This is a genomic window from Arthrobacter sp. TJ-266, assembly GCF_058269115.1.
Genome location: NZ_JBZCNC010000007.1, coordinates 25,683 through 38,267 on the forward strand (window position 1 = coordinate 25,683; position 12,585 = coordinate 38,267).

Consider the following 12,585-nt stretch of genomic DNA (forward strand, 5'->3'; position numbering starts at 1 on the left):
TGCCGGCCACCCTATGTGTTGATCAGAACGGCGGTTCGCTGTCGGGGCCGTTGCCCCACCCCCCGGCACTGCCCGTACCGCCGGCACCTGCTGCGGCTGGGGCTCCCCATGGATCATCCGCGGGCTGCTGCTGAATCCGCTGGCTCTGGTTGCCCGGCTGCGCACCTCCCTGGAACCCTCCCCCACCCTGGGCGTTGCCTCCACCGGTGCCGTTGTTGCCGGATCCGCTGCGCTGAGCGCGGGTAACTTTCGCTGAGGCGTACCGAAGGCTCGGCCCGACCTCATCGACCTCGAGCTCCATCACGGTGCGCTTCTCGCCCTCCTTGGTGTCGTAGCTGCGGGACTTCAGCCGCCCCTGGGCGATGACGCGGGTTCCCTTGGTCAGGGTCTCGGCGACGTTCTCGGCCGACTCGCGCCAGACGTTGCAGCGCAGGAACAGGGTTTCGCCGTCCTTCCAGTCATTGGACTGCCGGTCGAACGTGCGAGGCGTGGACGCGATGGTGAAGTTCGCGACCGCTGCCCCGCTGGGAGTGAAGCGAAGTTCGGGATCCGAGGTGAGGTTCCCGATGACGGTGATGATCGTTTCTCCGGCCATGATGCTCAACTGCCTTTCGTATGGGGTGCTGGTGTTGTCGTTGATGAGTGAATGAGTATTTGAGTATTAAGTGTCTAGGGTCCGTTGGGGGTCTTAGCGCGCCAGATTCCGAGCGCCCCGCCGAGGAGGAGCGCACCTTGGGCGGCGTAGAACAGGGCGTCGGGACCGGCGAGGAGGGTTCCGCGGGTGATGGCCAGGACTGCGGCCACCGTGAGGAGGCCGGCACCGGCGATGCCGATGAGCCAGACCAGGATGACGAAACCGTCAACACGCTTCCTCGAGGTGGTGGGCGTGGCCATGGTGCTCACCTACCTTCCGCGCTGGTCGAGGTGTTGGAGTCGAGGGCGATGACCTGGTTGATCTTGGTGGGGTTCAGGCCGGACCAGTGGTCCTCACTGCCGTCCTTCTCGTACACCACGACGGGCGCCTGGCTGTAGCCGAGCTCCTCGGTGATGTAGGCGAGGGCCTGGTCGTTGGTGGTGATGTCCACGGTGTTGAACTGGACGCCTGCGGCATCAAACAGTTCCTTTGTCTTTTTGCATCCGAAGCACCCGGTGGGCTTCTCGAAGATGGTGATGGTCATGGCGCTCAGTCCTTGGTTACGTGTGGGTTTTGGTGAGAGTCAACTGCTGTGCTGCTGGTACTAATCCTATCGTTTATTCATCTGAAAAAACAGCACTTCTGCCGCATGAATCCCGCTAACTTCGGTTCTGGTTCTGGTCCGCTGAACCAATGATTTCCAGCTGGGACCAGCTCTCGCGCGGTTCTCCGGCTGCTTCGTGGAAGTGCGGATGGTCGCGCAGCTCGGGATGGGCTTCGATGTAGCGGCGGACGTCCTCGGCGCATATGTCGTCCTTGTCGCTGACGGGCTGGATCCAGTCATTCTCTTTGGGGTTCTCCTGCAGCCAGGCGAACATCGCATCTTCATCGACGGCGACTCGGACGGAGTCGGCCTGGGTGACAGTCCGGTTCATGGAGAACAGCATTTCGGGCATCAGTGCGTGCCTGCTTTCGGGCTAGTGGGATGAAGCTGGTGAGGTCGAGGGCCGAGCCGCACCCCGCCCGCTGGGGCGGGGTGCGGCCTTCGTCAGCGAGTCCTAGCAGCGGTGGATGCATCCGTAAGGCTTGGTGAACTCGTCGTCCAGCTCCTCGGCCGTGGCTGGCAGGTGGGCCGGCCCGTCTGCCTGTCCGTGCTTCCAGTACCAGAAGACCTCTGCGGTGATCGCCTTGTGGCAGGCGTCCTCGGCGCGGTACCAGTGCGTGTAGGTGTCGCCCTCGATGTAGGTCCCGTACCCATACAGGGTGCCGGTCTCGTCTCGGTGGGTGGCGGTGGCGAAGAAGACGTAGGGCCAGGACCCGGCGTCCCATCCATCGGTGCCCCATGCGCCCATGACCTTCCACGGGCTACCGGTGAGGTTTTCGAGCCAGTCGTACCCGTCGCCAGTGCGGTCATCCACAGGCAGGACGGGGGCGCTGACGGTCTCCTCGGTGTCCTTCGTGGTGGTACTGACCAGAACTGCGGTATCGGTGTTCACAGTGTTGCTCCTTCGTTGCGGTGGTGGAGTCGAGGCCCTGTAGTGACCAGCAGCGGACCCTTTCCCCGTTGTTTTTTGCCTGCTGGCGAGCTCGCTCGCTCGTCCCCGACGGAGCAGTGCTCAACGCCGTAGGTGCGAGGGTGCACCGATTTTGGGAGGAAATAAGCGACGCAGGAGCGCCGGACAGGATCGGTGTGCCCGATGCCGGCGGAGCCGGTTGACGCTGTGGAGCGGGGACGCACAATCCGTAGGACAGCAGCAAAAAAGACCCGGACGGGATGCGACGAAGGAGCAGCCTGGCCGTGACAGGCCGGAGCGAAGCGAAGGACCATTGCCCTGCTCGGAGCCCTAGCGGAGAGCAGAGAAGCACTACAGGCCAGATACCCACCCACAGACGACGAAGGGCCGACACCCATCGGTGCCGACCCTTGCTCAAATACTCAAATACTCATCGGTATCAATCAAGCGTAATGAACGCGATCGAGGCAGTAGTAGCGGCCAAGCTTTAGTCGAGCCAGTCCGGGCGGCCGGCGAGGCCGAGCCGGTAGCGCGCCGCATCCACGGAAGGGCTATGCGGGCCGAGGGCCAGCTGGAAGGTCCGCAACTGCAAGCGGGTGCGCTGCAACCGGAGGCGATTTGCGAGCGAGCGGTCACCGCGGCCGGGCACCCCGGCGAGGGGAGCCACGGACGGGGAGATGACCAACGCTCCGGCGCTGGCGATGCCGCTGTAGAAGATCCGCTCGGCCCGGTTCAGTCCGTCCGGTGCGGAGAGGAAAGCCAGGAGCTCGGCGGGCACTGGTTCGAGGTCAGGCTCAAGCGCGCGTAGCGCCTCGGCGAGCTCCCGACGGCTGACCGGCAGGTCCTCGGCGCCGAGAGTCCGGGCGCTGCGGGACCAGTCGGCGACGTAGGTGTCGGCCCAATTGCGGCCGAACTGCGGTGTCAGGTCGTGACCAACCGCCTCGTGGGCTCCGAGGAAGGCGTCGGTGAAGGCCAGATGCACCCAGCGAAGCAGGGCAGGATCGGACGCGGAGTAGGCGCGGCCGTCGTCGGTGGTGCCGTTGACCCTCCCGTGCATGCGGCGGACGCGTGACGAGTCCCGCTCGGCAAGTTCAGTGGAGCCGAAGGTGGTGATCGTGAGCCAGCGCGCGGTCCCGGCGAGGCGGGCCCACGGGTCGCTGCGGTAGGAGGAATGCCGTGCAACCCCGGCCATCGCCAGCGGGTGCGCCCCCTGCCCGAGGAGGGCCGCGACCCCGCCGACCAAAGTCGAGAGGCCACCGTGGACCTGCCAGACGACCCCGTCAGGCTCGAACAAACCCGGGCCCTCCCCGACCAGGGCGATGTCGCGCACCCAATCCGGCGCCCCAGTGGGGTCACCCGAGACCCGGGCACGGAACGCGCTGCGGACGCGGTGGGCCAGATCGGCGGGGTGTGGGATCGAGCTCACAGACATGATGCTCCAACGACGTTAGGTCGGGCACGACGGGCGCCCGGACAGGTATCTACTACACAGCGTAGAACACGCCCCTGACAGGCGATGGCCTATTCAGACGCTGCTAGGCGCCAGTGCGTGGTGTCGCACTGGCCTTGATCGTTATGGCCCGTGGCGAGGACGGTGCCATCGGAGCGCACGGCGATTGTGTGGGCGGATCCGGCTGCTATTGTCACGACGTCCGTCCACGAAGTGACCTCACTCTGGCCGTGTAAGTTGTCGCCGGCCGCGAGCACTCGGCCTCCGTCAGTGATCGCGACAGTGTGACGGCTTCCTGCGGCGATCGCGGTCACGTCCGTCCACCTCTCCACGTCTGAGAGTCCGGCCGCTCGATCCCCAGCGGCGAGGACTCGACCATCAGTGGTGAGCGCAACAGTGTGAAGGTATCCCGCAGTGACGGAGCGAACGGACTGCCAGGACGCGACGTCGCATTGGCCGCGTCGGTTGTTCCCGACTGCGACAACCGACCCGTCAACTTTGACGCCCACCGTGTGCCAATCACCGGCCGCGATGTCAGTGATTCCCGTCCACGAGCCGACATCACAAGCGCCCTCTCTGCGTCGGCCAGCAGCCCGCACTGTGCGGTCTTCCAGCACCGCCAGGGTGCGCCGCCAGCCGGCCGCAACGGTAATGACGCCCGTCCAGGACCCGACATCGCACTGCCCGTCACCGTTCCATCCGGTCGCAACGACGGTTCCCTCCGCGGTGAGGCCGATGGTGTGGGCACGACCTGTGTTGGGAGCGGTATGCACGTTCCCTGCTGCGACCGACACGATGCTGCGCCACCCAGCGACCTGGCACTCCTCGGCATGGGGATCACCGGCGATCACGACCACACCGTCGGGGCCGATGCCGACGCTGTGCCGGCGGCCGGCGGCGACCCGTCCGCTCATCCCTGGTCCTCGAGAGCCGATCGCCGCGTTACGCGCGCCTGCGCAGCGTCGTGGGCGCGGCGCAGCAGCTCCAGGATGCGTTCGGATGTCCGCTCCCCCGGGTTCACCACCGACATCCACCCCGAGGAGGCGTAGAGCGGATGAGGCACAAGTGAGTCGATGGCCGCGGGGTTGACGTCGGCGTCGAGCGCTCCGACGAGCTCGCGGCCGGCGTGCACGTTGACGCGAAAGCGCCCCGGGGCGTCGAGGTCGGACGCGGTGTCATCGGGGTAATTCTTTGTGACGATCGTGCCGTAGGGCTGAACGCGGGTCGGCATGACGCCGTCGGGTGCGTAGTAGAAGAACGCGTCTCCCCAGGCGATCTCCGGGAAGTCGCTGCATGGTTGCGGTTGCACGACGAGCACCCCGTCGAAGCCGTTGACTGACTCGATGATGTTCTGCATGTCCATACCTCAATGCTGACCCTCAAGTGCTTATGTGGAGTTGAAAAGCTACAACCGCGGAATGACGGGGGTAAGTATCAAGAGGGAGACGCTGACGACCGCTGAAGCGGCTCGTCTCGCTGGGTACTCGACGCAACAGGTCCGGGACTTGGAACGCCTGGGCGTTCTGCCGCCGGCGGAACGGGCCGACAACGGCTATCGCCGATACGGAAGCGAGCACGTCGATGCGCTCCTGGCCTACCGGAGCCTGACCATCGCCGCCGGCCCGATCCGCGCGCGAGTCATCATGCCGGTGATGATCACCGGCACCGTCCGCGCGGCCGCCGCCGTCATCGATGAGTTGCACGCCGCCATCCATGCGGATCGATTAGCGGCTCTGGAGGCCCGCCGCGGGGTCGACCTGATTGAAGCAGAAGCGGGAGATGTCTTCGACGCCCGGAGCGACAGCATGAGCATCACTGAACTTGGTCGCGCGCTCGGAGTTCGCAGCTCGACTTTGCGCCATTGGGAGTCGCAAGGGCTCCTGCGCCCTGATCGCCTCTCACCACAGCTAGCCCGCAGATACGGGAGGCGAGCGATCATCGACGCCCGCATCGTCGCGATCCTTCGGAGCGGCGGGCATTCGATCCCCGCGATCGCCGCAGCTCTCACGCAACTGCGCGACTCGACCGACGTGACCGAGCTGCAAACGCTCCTCGAAGCCCGACTCAACGCACTCGATACAAGAAGTGCCGCCCTCCTCGAAGCGGCAAGTCACCTGTACTCACTCATCCGGTCTGCGTCACCTCGCCGGTAACCCATGGTTTAGAGGACTCTTCCATGGTCAGAAAAGGGTCGGTGCCTCGGGGTCGATGCCGGTCAGCAGCGGACGGATGATCGGTTCGTTCCATCCGTGCTCGAGGAGGGCTGTGCGCAGCTCGACGGACTGGGCCCGGAACTGGACGCGGCCTACGCCGCGCCACCGGAAGGTCGAGGCGTTCGCGTGCCGGCCCTTCTGGGATCGGTCGAGCATGTTCAGCGCCTGGGTGCCGGGTAGCAGGTGTGTTTCTGTCCCGGTGCTGGCATGGACACACAGTGGAACGTCGCAGACGTGCATGAGCGCAATGCCGGGGTGCAGGGTCTCCCCGGTGAGGTGTTCGTAGGCGTAGCGTTGCGGCCGCAAGGCACGCTGTTCACCATCTCTAGTGACCCAGAACCGCCCGTAGCCGTCGTCAGCGACGGCTCCGGTCCAGATCCAGCAGTCGTGAGGCCGCGGGCCCTTGACGACTTTCTCCCAGAACCGGTCAGCCTCTCCCCTGCGCTGCCTCATCCCCTGCTACCTCTGCCGAGGCGTCATCGGACGCGCGCCGGACGGCGAACGATCGGCCGGCGACCTTCCATCCGGACCACACCGGCGACGACGAGGGCACCTCCAGCAGCGATCATGAGCTGCCCCCACCACGGCGCGCCGGCTGCGGTAGCGACGAACCACGATGAGAAGAACCACAGGCCGACGACCAACGCGCCAGCGGCCTGATTGCGGACCCGCGGCGGGATCGGCAGCAGGAGGAGCGGCAGCCGGAGGATGGCGCGGACGAACAGGTAGCTGTACCGGATGCTCGAGGTGAGCAACCAGCGGATGATTCTGATCATCGTATTGTCCTGATCATCGCGAGACCTCTGGCGTGAGCCTGGTTTCGAATGCTTCGACCTCGGCCGCTGATTTCGCCGGTGATTTCGATCTCGGCTTTCGCCCCTTTGCAGGAGTCGCCTGGTCGCGCTTGAGTGTCCGGTAAATGGTGGTCCTGCTGACTCCAAGGACCTGACCGATCTGTTCGACGGTCATGTCCTGCTGCTCATACATTCGTCTAGCGGCCGTGGCCTGTTGAGGACTGAGCCGCGGTGGGCGCCCACCGGTGCGGCCTCGAGCTCGGGCTGCCGCGAGACCGGCGTTCGTGCGCTCCCTAATGAGGTCACGTTCGAACTCGGCGAGAGCGGCGAAGACGTGGAAGACGAGCCGGCCGCCAGGTGAGGTTGTGTCGATCGTTTCCTGAAGTGACTTGAACCCGATGCCCTTGCCCTGGAGCGCTGTGAGCTGGTCGATGAGGTGTCGGATGGAGCGGCCGAGCCGGTCGAGCCTCCACACCACGAGCGTGTCCCCCGGCCTGAGCTGATCCAACAGCTTCGTGAGCTCCGGTCTCTGATCAATGGATCCCGAAATGGTGTCGACGAACACCCGATAGCAGCCGGCAGCAGTCAGCGCGTCGACCTGCAACATGGCGTCCTGGTCGGTTGTCGACACTCGCGCGTAGCCCAGAAGATGTCGCATGCTCTTCAATGTAGCGGAACCCATCCCGCCGGAGCAGAAGTGAAACATAGATTCTGGCACTGAGTATTGATACATGAAAGGTGCTTCTAGGCGCTGATTCGCGGTGTCGCAGCTGCGTGTAGCGAATACGTTCGTATTCGCCACTCTGGTCCAGAGCGGCGAGGACATCTTGGATCAGTAGTGACTGTCCCGATTAGGGCACCATCACCGGGCATTTTCTCGGGCGGGTCATCCGGGAATCGACCTCGTCAGTTTCCATATGGGCTACCCCTCCTCGCTCAAGCCGGTTAGGGGTGTCCCGTTGGAGGACCGGCTTGCGGGCAGCCCCGGCGGTTGCGGGCCCACACCGACATCCGGTGGTAACCGGCAGGAAACGCAAGCTGTGAGGCCGGACGGTAGTGGGGCCCGTTTGGTGGGCTGTGCCTTGCGTAGCCTGACGGGGTCGTTATCCTGACGGCCGCGCGAAACGGGGCAGCATCTAAAGTGAGGGCATGGTTGACGAAGAATTTTCCGCAGCGTTGAAAGCCTTCCGCGAATTCGAGGGGCAATGGCGTCATCATCCAGCCCGCCGCGCCGGGGAGAAAGTGCCGACAGTAGACGAGCGGATCCTTGAGGAGGTCGGTACCGAACGGGGTGAAGAGTTGCTGACCAGGATCAACGCACTCCGCCGTGAAGCAAACAGCGTGCACGACCCAGGCGGAGATATGGGTCCCTACCTCAAGAATATGAGTGCTTGGAAAAAGACCCATCCCGAGGTTGACCCTTTTGAACTCAATATGCTCACTGGCCCAATAATTGCGATGCACGCTCAATAAGTCGCTGGGTGTCGCCAAGATCTGTTCCTGCATCAACCATGGCACGCATCTTCGACGCGTAGGAGTTGTAGTCAGGCGAGATGGTCATTAATTCAGTCTCGCAGCCTTGGCCCGCAGCCTGTCCGCTGGGGGATGGATACCGGCCCCCCTGGCGCGTCCTCGAAAGGGACGGCCAGCGACCCATCGGCGCTCGGGATCAACCCGCATACCTTGTAGCGATTGGAAATGAATAGATCAGGAGAGCAAGGTATCCGAGGGAAAAGGGAGCCTGGTAGGGCCAACGTGTTCGCCGCAGATCAGATGTCGACACTGACCGTCGACCTCGGGTAGAGGGAGCCACCTTGCGCCAAGCAGGTAGCTGCGCGGGATACACCAGCAAGGCCGAGGTCACCAGAACCAATGCGACGTAGGCAAGCCATGGCTGACCTATGAAACCCGTCAATGGTGGAAGGGCCGCAGCTAGGCCGATCGAAACGAGATTGAGGACTAGCTGCACGCCGATAAAGAAGCGATCGAGCGCTTTACCTTCTTTCACCGCTGGATAGTTAAAGCGCGCAGAAACCAACACTGAGAAGGCAACGAGGATTGGTGCACTAAACACAAGGAAACGAGTCATCAGGTAACACTCTGGCATCCCGGCATCCCGGCATCCCTCAGCCGGACAGTAAAATAGGGTGCCCTCTCAGGGATCGATGAGCGGGACGGTGAACGCTTCTTCGCCCGCATGGGCGGCGCGAAAACATGGAATGCCACAACACCACTGACGGTCGTCTGCGTGCTTTCATGACACATGGGCATTCCTAAAAAGACCGGATACAGGGTACTGGGGCTCCTGCTGACCACCTCGGGGGCGGTCGGTAGCATCATCTTTTTTCTTCAACCATGGCGCAGTTGCCCCGAGATTGATGACAGCTCCGCTGGATGCCCCGCCACGCCGACCGATCAAAGTCTACTTGTCCTAGCTTTCTTTCTTCTTGTGGTGGGCGTGACTCTCCTCGTGAAGTCGATGAAACCAGAACGCGTGCCATCCGAGGCCGCAGGGCGCTTCGGCAAGCTTAACTGAGTCAGGCCGCTAGCTGTCCCGATAACCGATTCCGCAGTGGGACAGGGTGGGCGGCTCGACGCACGAGCATGATGGCACGATGTGGGCATGAGCATTAGTGGGGCACAGGCCGTGCCAATTTCACCATCCAGATAACCTGCTCCTCGATTCCAGAAGATGAGGACGACTGATGCCTACTCCCCGTGAAGAACCCGTGTGGTCGTACGGCCTGAGCATCCCCTTTGGGAAAGACAGAGGGGACTTTTCCGCTTACATGGATCACCTCGCGACAACGCTCGAGCAAACTTCCCCCAGCGACATCCGGTCAATCGTCATTTTTCAGGAGTGGGTCCAAGAGTGGGATGACAGCGAGGAGTTGAACGAAGAGGGATACGCGGAGTGGGCGTGGACGGCGACAGTCAACCAAACCCCTCCTCGAAAGACCCTCATCTGAAGCCGTTGCTCCCTCGGAGGTTCATACAGGGATCCTCGAGCGGGACGGTCAGCACTAGAGCAGTCGTTGGCCTTCCCAGGTCGAGCTGTGAAAATGTCAGAGGGACCGTCAACCAGAGGAATCATGATGTCCGATCCCCAGAACGCCGAAAAGCCGAAGCCAACTCCGAGCCAGATCCTATTGCTGGCAACGACCCCGATCGTCATCATGATCGTCGTTCCTTTGAATGTCTTCCTTGGGTTGACCGTTGCTCTGACATTCGCTGCGATCGCAGCACCCGTGATGTTCGTGGTGGCACTCATCCTTAATCGGCGGGAGAGGAAGAGGTGGGCAGCTCGCGAGTAACGTGCTTCTGCGCCACGCAGTGGACCAGGATCCCAAACACGGCCCGGATCGGGATCGGCTTACGGGCATTGACGGACGTGATCCGCCGATCAGGTCATGCTTGCCCTTCAGCTTTGGTGACACCGCTCTCGGCAGACGTGTGGCGCTCGGGTCTGCCAGCTGCTCTCCACTCGCGCTTGGGCAAGGGGACTGCGCTGGTCGGTACCGTGTCGAGGTAGTCGCGGTACTTTGATCGGCCCGGGAAGTCCAGGGCCCCGATGAAGTCGGGCAACACCTCGAAGAAGATGCGTGCTGCTAATCCCAGGATTTCGAGCATCATCGATCTCGGCCCGACCTATGCCCGGTCATCATGCCTCGTAGCCTATGCCGCCGCCGTACTACTCGGACGGGGATCGGCCTGCGGACACATCGAGGTGATTGATGGGAATCGCGTGGACGGGGATCGGCACGTAAGTTGGTGTGCTGTGGGGATCAACGATTGAAAACAGGAGTAAACAATGGCGCAGCGCGTGCAGGTCGAATTGGTTGATGACCTCAATGGTGAGACAGCAGACGAAACAGTGCGTTTCGGGCTTGATGGCACCGAATACGAGATAGACCTCACCACTGAGAACGCCTCCAAGCTCCGCGCAGCCATCTCCGAGTACGTGGAGAAGGGTCGGAAGGCCAGCACCGGACGCCGAAGCCAGAGCGCCTCAAAGGCTGGCGGTACCGCGAGCCGTTCCAAGCGTGAGGACACCCAGCAGATCCGCGCCTGGGCGCAGGAGAACGGGTACAACCCCAGTTCGAGGGGCCGGATCAACCAGACCATCATCGACGCATATAACGAAGCCCAGAAGTAACAGCTGCCGGCCCCGCGCGAAGACGGACTCAACGGTCCGGCGGATGCGAATCCCTCCAGCTCCTGGCGGGCGGTCCCCTGAGTCCCGTGGTCCTTCTCTCGAGCTGCGGCAGGAACGCAGTCAGGGCGAGGCAACTGTGGAGGCCGCGCGCCAGGACCAGCGCGCAACTTCGCACTGCGACCCACTCCCCCAACACCCACGCGGGCGTTGCATCATGTCTAGACCTTCGATCATTCTTGTTGCGAAAGTCGCAAATGGACCCTAGAGCAACGTGAATTAAGCGCCCATGCACTGTGGCGTTGGGGTGTACCCCAACGCCACGTTGACCGCGCACTGTGGGTTGCACTCGCTTCGCCGCTCCCGTCACCAATGCAGCATTCGGCCCATAGTGACGGTTTGGTAACGATCGCCGGATGGGTCGAGAGAGATCTAGCCACCAGTGCTTTGCTCACTAAAAGTGAAGGAGGCTGATGTTTTGCCACAGCAACCAACTGGTGAGTCGCAAATTCAAGGAGAAGAAAATGACCGCTTCATTCACTCTCACAGCTCCGGGCCGACGGAAGGGGCGCTTTGCGCGTACCCCGTTGGTCAAGTCCGTAACCTTCTTGGGTGTCCTCGTGATGGCCGCGTTCGCCACGGCGGGTCCAGCGCAGGCAGTTGAACAGCAGCCTGCAGTAATGAGCGAGGAAGCTCCGGTACCCGAGCTCCGGTCCGGTTTCGCAACCAGTCCGGTTGACACCTTCAGCTACCAGAACGGTGGCGTGACGGTCGACGTCCCGACCGGCTGCTTCTTGAATATGTCCGTTCAGGGAACAGGCCTGCAGATCGACCGAACAATTTCAGGAGTCGAGTGCATCGGCCCCTCCGCGACGGTACCGCTGTTCTGCAACTACCAGGCTGTGTACCGCCTGAGGGATGCCGCTGGTGTGACCTACAACGAAATCAACTTCCCCATCACCACAGGGTGCGGCCAGGCAAGCTACTCACTGCCTTCGATGTTCCCGCAGGCAGCTCGGGAAGCTGGGGACCTCTGCCTCGACTTCAAGGTCTCCGGGGTGGTCAGGGCCACAACGTGCCTGGCTATCTTCCCGTAGCCCGACGCTGAGTGTTCGGAACCGGTGACTGCGGCTCGGGCGGTCACCGGTTCCGTGGTTTAACAAGCGAGATCAAGAAGTAGAACGCCGCCATCCCAGCAAGCGAGACAACGACGGACTGCGCGAGATCCGCAAAAAACGACTGACCGCTGGTACTGACGAAAATGGTAGCGATCAGCAAAGCAAGTGTTGCGGCCAAAGGAAGGCCGAGAACGAGAGTCCAGTCGCGACGGCCCTGAACAGGCATGCGAGCAACATACGCAGCGAAGAACACCGTGGGCAGTATGAACAAGCTTGTCGTGGTTGCAGCTGCATCGAACATCAAGACTGCACTAAGAGGTGGAATCGCTAGGGCTCCGGCACCGAAAGCGGCTGCCGTTGGAGCCGACAGGGTCGATGATCTCCGACGAGTGCGAATCCCGGATATGAGCAGCAAAGCACCGGAGATTCCAAGAACGAGAGCTGCGCCTCGGACAGAGAGGTTCGTTGCCGGAACGACGGTCAGGGCGCTGACCAGGAGAAGCAATCCTCCGTATGTACGTGGCGACCGAAGCCCGTCCACCTGGCTCGCGGCCTCGCCGGTCATGACACTGACGTCGTTCAAGTGGAACCCCCGTCGCTAGATGTCTCCCCAGCTTACGGCTCGCGCTCATGCGGATCGACGGTCACCACCAAGGACCTTCTCACTCACGGTGCAGCAGTTCGGCTGTGGTGGTGCAGCAAGTACAGC

19 protein-coding genes are annotated in these 12,585 nt (G+C 62.8%); 6 read left to right on the forward strand and 13 right to left on the reverse strand.

Going from position 1 to position 12,585, the window contains the following annotated elements; translation table 11 throughout:
* Nucleotides 1-22 precede the first annotated feature (22 nt).
* From AC4D12_RS15995 to AC4D12_RS16030, 8 genes are all read right to left on the reverse strand, one after another.
* Entirely contained in the window at nt 23-595 is a 573-nt protein-coding gene (locus AC4D12_RS15995; protein WP_490950944.1) for a single-stranded DNA-binding protein, read from the reverse strand.
* A 74-nt stretch (nt 596-669) separates the two neighbouring features.
* Nucleotides 670-894, reverse strand: a complete 225-nt coding sequence (locus tag AC4D12_RS16000; protein ID WP_490950945.1) for a hypothetical protein — start codon at nt 892-894, stop codon at nt 670-672.
* A gap of 5 nt (nt 895-899) precedes the next feature.
* A complete protein-coding gene (locus AC4D12_RS16005; RefSeq protein WP_490950946.1) occupies nt 900-1,178 on the reverse strand; it encodes a glutaredoxin family protein in 279 nt (92 codons plus the stop codon).
* A gap of 115 nt (nt 1,179-1,293) precedes the next feature.
* On the reverse strand, nt 1,294-1,590 hold the full coding sequence (locus tag AC4D12_RS16010) for a hypothetical protein (protein ID WP_490950947.1): 297 nt from the start codon (nt 1,588-1,590) through the stop codon (nt 1,294-1,296).
* A gap of 102 nt (nt 1,591-1,692) precedes the next feature.
* A complete protein-coding gene (locus AC4D12_RS16015; protein WP_490950948.1) occupies nt 1,693-2,130 on the reverse strand; it encodes a hypothetical protein in 438 nt (145 codons plus the stop codon).
* Between the two features lie 505 nt (nt 2,131-2,635).
* Complete coding sequence (locus AC4D12_RS16020; protein WP_490950949.1) at nt 2,636-3,574, reverse strand: oxygenase MpaB family protein; 939 nt, start codon at nt 3,572-3,574, stop codon at nt 2,636-2,638.
* A 95-nt stretch (nt 3,575-3,669) separates the two neighbouring features.
* Nucleotides 3,670-4,512 carry an RCC1 domain-containing protein gene (locus AC4D12_RS16025; protein ID WP_490950950.1) on the reverse strand — a complete coding sequence of 281 codons (843 nt, stop codon included), beginning with the start codon at nt 4,510-4,512 and terminating at the stop codon, nt 3,670-3,672.
* A complete protein-coding gene (locus AC4D12_RS16030; RefSeq protein WP_490950951.1) occupies nt 4,509-4,961 on the reverse strand; it encodes a DUF6194 family protein in 453 nt (150 codons plus the stop codon). The genes AC4D12_RS16025 and AC4D12_RS16030 overlap by 4 nt, the downstream gene beginning before the upstream one ends.
* A gap of 55 nt (nt 4,962-5,016) precedes the next feature.
* Between AC4D12_RS16030 and AC4D12_RS16035 the strand changes: the two genes are divergently transcribed.
* The gene (locus tag AC4D12_RS16035) at nt 5,017-5,751 is read left to right on the forward strand and encodes a MerR family transcriptional regulator (RefSeq protein WP_490950952.1); all 735 of its coding nucleotides are present in this window, start codon (nt 5,017-5,019) and stop codon (nt 5,749-5,751) included.
* Between the two features lie 27 nt (nt 5,752-5,778).
* On the opposite strand, the gene AC4D12_RS16040 is transcribed toward AC4D12_RS16035, so the two are convergent.
* The 3 genes from AC4D12_RS16040 to AC4D12_RS16050 all read right to left on the reverse strand — a co-directional run bounded on the left by AC4D12_RS16040 (nt 5,779) and on the right by AC4D12_RS16050 (nt 7,263).
* A complete protein-coding gene (locus tag AC4D12_RS16040) occupies nt 5,779-5,967 on the reverse strand; it encodes a hypothetical protein (RefSeq protein ID WP_490950953.1) in 189 nt (62 codons plus the stop codon).
* Between the two features lie 320 nt (nt 5,968-6,287).
* Nucleotides 6,288-6,587, reverse strand: a complete 300-nt coding sequence (locus AC4D12_RS16045) for a hypothetical protein (RefSeq protein ID WP_490950954.1) — start codon at nt 6,585-6,587, stop codon at nt 6,288-6,290.
* 13 nt (nt 6,588-6,600) lie between these two features.
* On the reverse strand, nt 6,601-7,263 hold the full coding sequence (locus AC4D12_RS16050) for a recombinase family protein (RefSeq protein WP_490950955.1): 663 nt from the start codon (nt 7,261-7,263) through the stop codon (nt 6,601-6,603).
* A 491-nt stretch (nt 7,264-7,754) separates the two neighbouring features.
* Between AC4D12_RS16050 and AC4D12_RS16055 the strand changes: the two genes are divergently transcribed.
* From AC4D12_RS16055 to AC4D12_RS16065, 3 genes are all read left to right on the forward strand, one after another.
* The gene (locus tag AC4D12_RS16055) at nt 7,755-8,078 is read left to right on the forward strand and encodes a hypothetical protein (RefSeq protein ID WP_490950956.1); all 324 of its coding nucleotides are present in this window, start codon (nt 7,755-7,757) and stop codon (nt 8,076-8,078) included.
* Between the two features lie 1,232 nt (nt 8,079-9,310).
* On the forward strand, nt 9,311-9,574 hold the full coding sequence (locus AC4D12_RS16060; protein WP_490950957.1) for a hypothetical protein: 264 nt from the start codon (nt 9,311-9,313) through the stop codon (nt 9,572-9,574).
* Between the two features lie 123 nt (nt 9,575-9,697).
* On the forward strand, nt 9,698-9,919 hold the full coding sequence (locus AC4D12_RS16065) for a hypothetical protein (protein WP_490950958.1): 222 nt from the start codon (nt 9,698-9,700) through the stop codon (nt 9,917-9,919).
* A 94-nt stretch (nt 9,920-10,013) separates the two neighbouring features.
* Here AC4D12_RS16065 and AC4D12_RS16070 read toward each other — a convergent pair whose 3' ends face one another.
* A complete protein-coding gene (locus tag AC4D12_RS16070; protein ID WP_490950959.1) occupies nt 10,014-10,238 on the reverse strand; it encodes a hypothetical protein in 225 nt (74 codons plus the stop codon).
* Between the two features lie 178 nt (nt 10,239-10,416).
* On the opposite strand from AC4D12_RS16070, the gene AC4D12_RS16075 reads away from it, so the two are divergent.
* Entirely contained in the window at nt 10,417-10,761 is a 345-nt protein-coding gene (locus AC4D12_RS16075) for a histone-like nucleoid-structuring protein Lsr2 (RefSeq protein WP_490950960.1), read from the forward strand.
* 677 nt (nt 10,762-11,438) lie between these two features.
* Nucleotides 11,439-11,855, forward strand: coding sequence for a hypothetical protein (locus AC4D12_RS16080; protein WP_490950961.1), 417 nt, complete (start codon nt 11,439-11,441; stop codon nt 11,853-11,855).
* A gap of 43 nt (nt 11,856-11,898) precedes the next feature.
* On the opposite strand, the gene AC4D12_RS16085 is transcribed toward AC4D12_RS16080, so the two are convergent.
* Nucleotides 11,899-12,177, reverse strand: a complete 279-nt coding sequence (locus AC4D12_RS16085) for a hypothetical protein (RefSeq protein ID WP_490950962.1) — start codon at nt 12,175-12,177, stop codon at nt 11,899-11,901.
* Between the last annotated feature and the right edge of the window lie 408 nt (nt 12,178-12,585).

Coding starts and splice junctions, on each gene's coding strand:
- AC4D12_RS15995 (WP_490950944.1), bottom strand. CDS start 595: ATGGCCGGAGAAACGATCATCACCGTCATCGGGAACCTCACCTCGGAT.
- AC4D12_RS16000 (WP_490950945.1), bottom strand. CDS start 894: ATGGCCACGCCCACCACCTCGAGGAAGCGTGTTGACGGTTTCGTCATC.
- AC4D12_RS16005 (WP_490950946.1), bottom strand. CDS start 1,178: ATGACCATCACCATCTTCGAGAAGCCCACCGGGTGCTTCGGATGCAAA.
- AC4D12_RS16010 (WP_490950947.1), bottom strand. CDS start 1,590: ATGCCCGAAATGCTGTTCTCCATGAACCGGACTGTCACCCAGGCCGAC.
- AC4D12_RS16025 (WP_490950950.1), bottom strand. CDS start 4,512: ATGAGCGGACGGGTCGCCGCCGGCCGCCGGCACAGCGTCGGCATCGGC.
- AC4D12_RS16030 (WP_490950951.1), bottom strand. CDS start 4,961: ATGGACATGCAGAACATCATCGAGTCAGTCAACGGCTTCGACGGGGTG.
- AC4D12_RS16035 (WP_490950952.1), top strand. CDS start 5,017: ATGACGGGGGTAAGTATCAAGAGGGAGACGCTGACGACCGCTGAAGCG.
- AC4D12_RS16040 (WP_490950953.1), bottom strand. CDS start 5,967: ATGCTCGACCGATCCCAGAAGGGCCGGCACGCGAACGCCTCGACCTTC.
- AC4D12_RS16045 (WP_490950954.1), bottom strand. CDS start 6,587: ATGATCAGAATCATCCGCTGGTTGCTCACCTCGAGCATCCGGTACAGC.
- AC4D12_RS16050 (WP_490950955.1), bottom strand. CDS start 7,263: ATGCGACATCTTCTGGGCTACGCGCGAGTGTCGACAACCGACCAGGAC.
- AC4D12_RS16055 (WP_490950956.1), top strand. CDS start 7,755: ATGGTTGACGAAGAATTTTCCGCAGCGTTGAAAGCCTTCCGCGAATTC.
- AC4D12_RS16060 (WP_490950957.1), top strand. CDS start 9,311: ATGCCTACTCCCCGTGAAGAACCCGTGTGGTCGTACGGCCTGAGCATC.
- AC4D12_RS16065 (WP_490950958.1), top strand. CDS start 9,698: ATGATGTCCGATCCCCAGAACGCCGAAAAGCCGAAGCCAACTCCGAGC.
- AC4D12_RS16070 (WP_490950959.1), bottom strand. CDS start 10,238: ATGATGCTCGAAATCCTGGGATTAGCAGCACGCATCTTCTTCGAGGTG.
- AC4D12_RS16075 (WP_490950960.1), top strand. CDS start 10,417: ATGGCGCAGCGCGTGCAGGTCGAATTGGTTGATGACCTCAATGGTGAG.
- AC4D12_RS16080 (WP_490950961.1), top strand. CDS start 11,439: ATGAGCGAGGAAGCTCCGGTACCCGAGCTCCGGTCCGGTTTCGCAACC.
- AC4D12_RS16085 (WP_490950962.1), bottom strand. CDS start 12,177: ATGTTCGATGCAGCTGCAACCACGACAAGCTTGTTCATACTGCCCACG.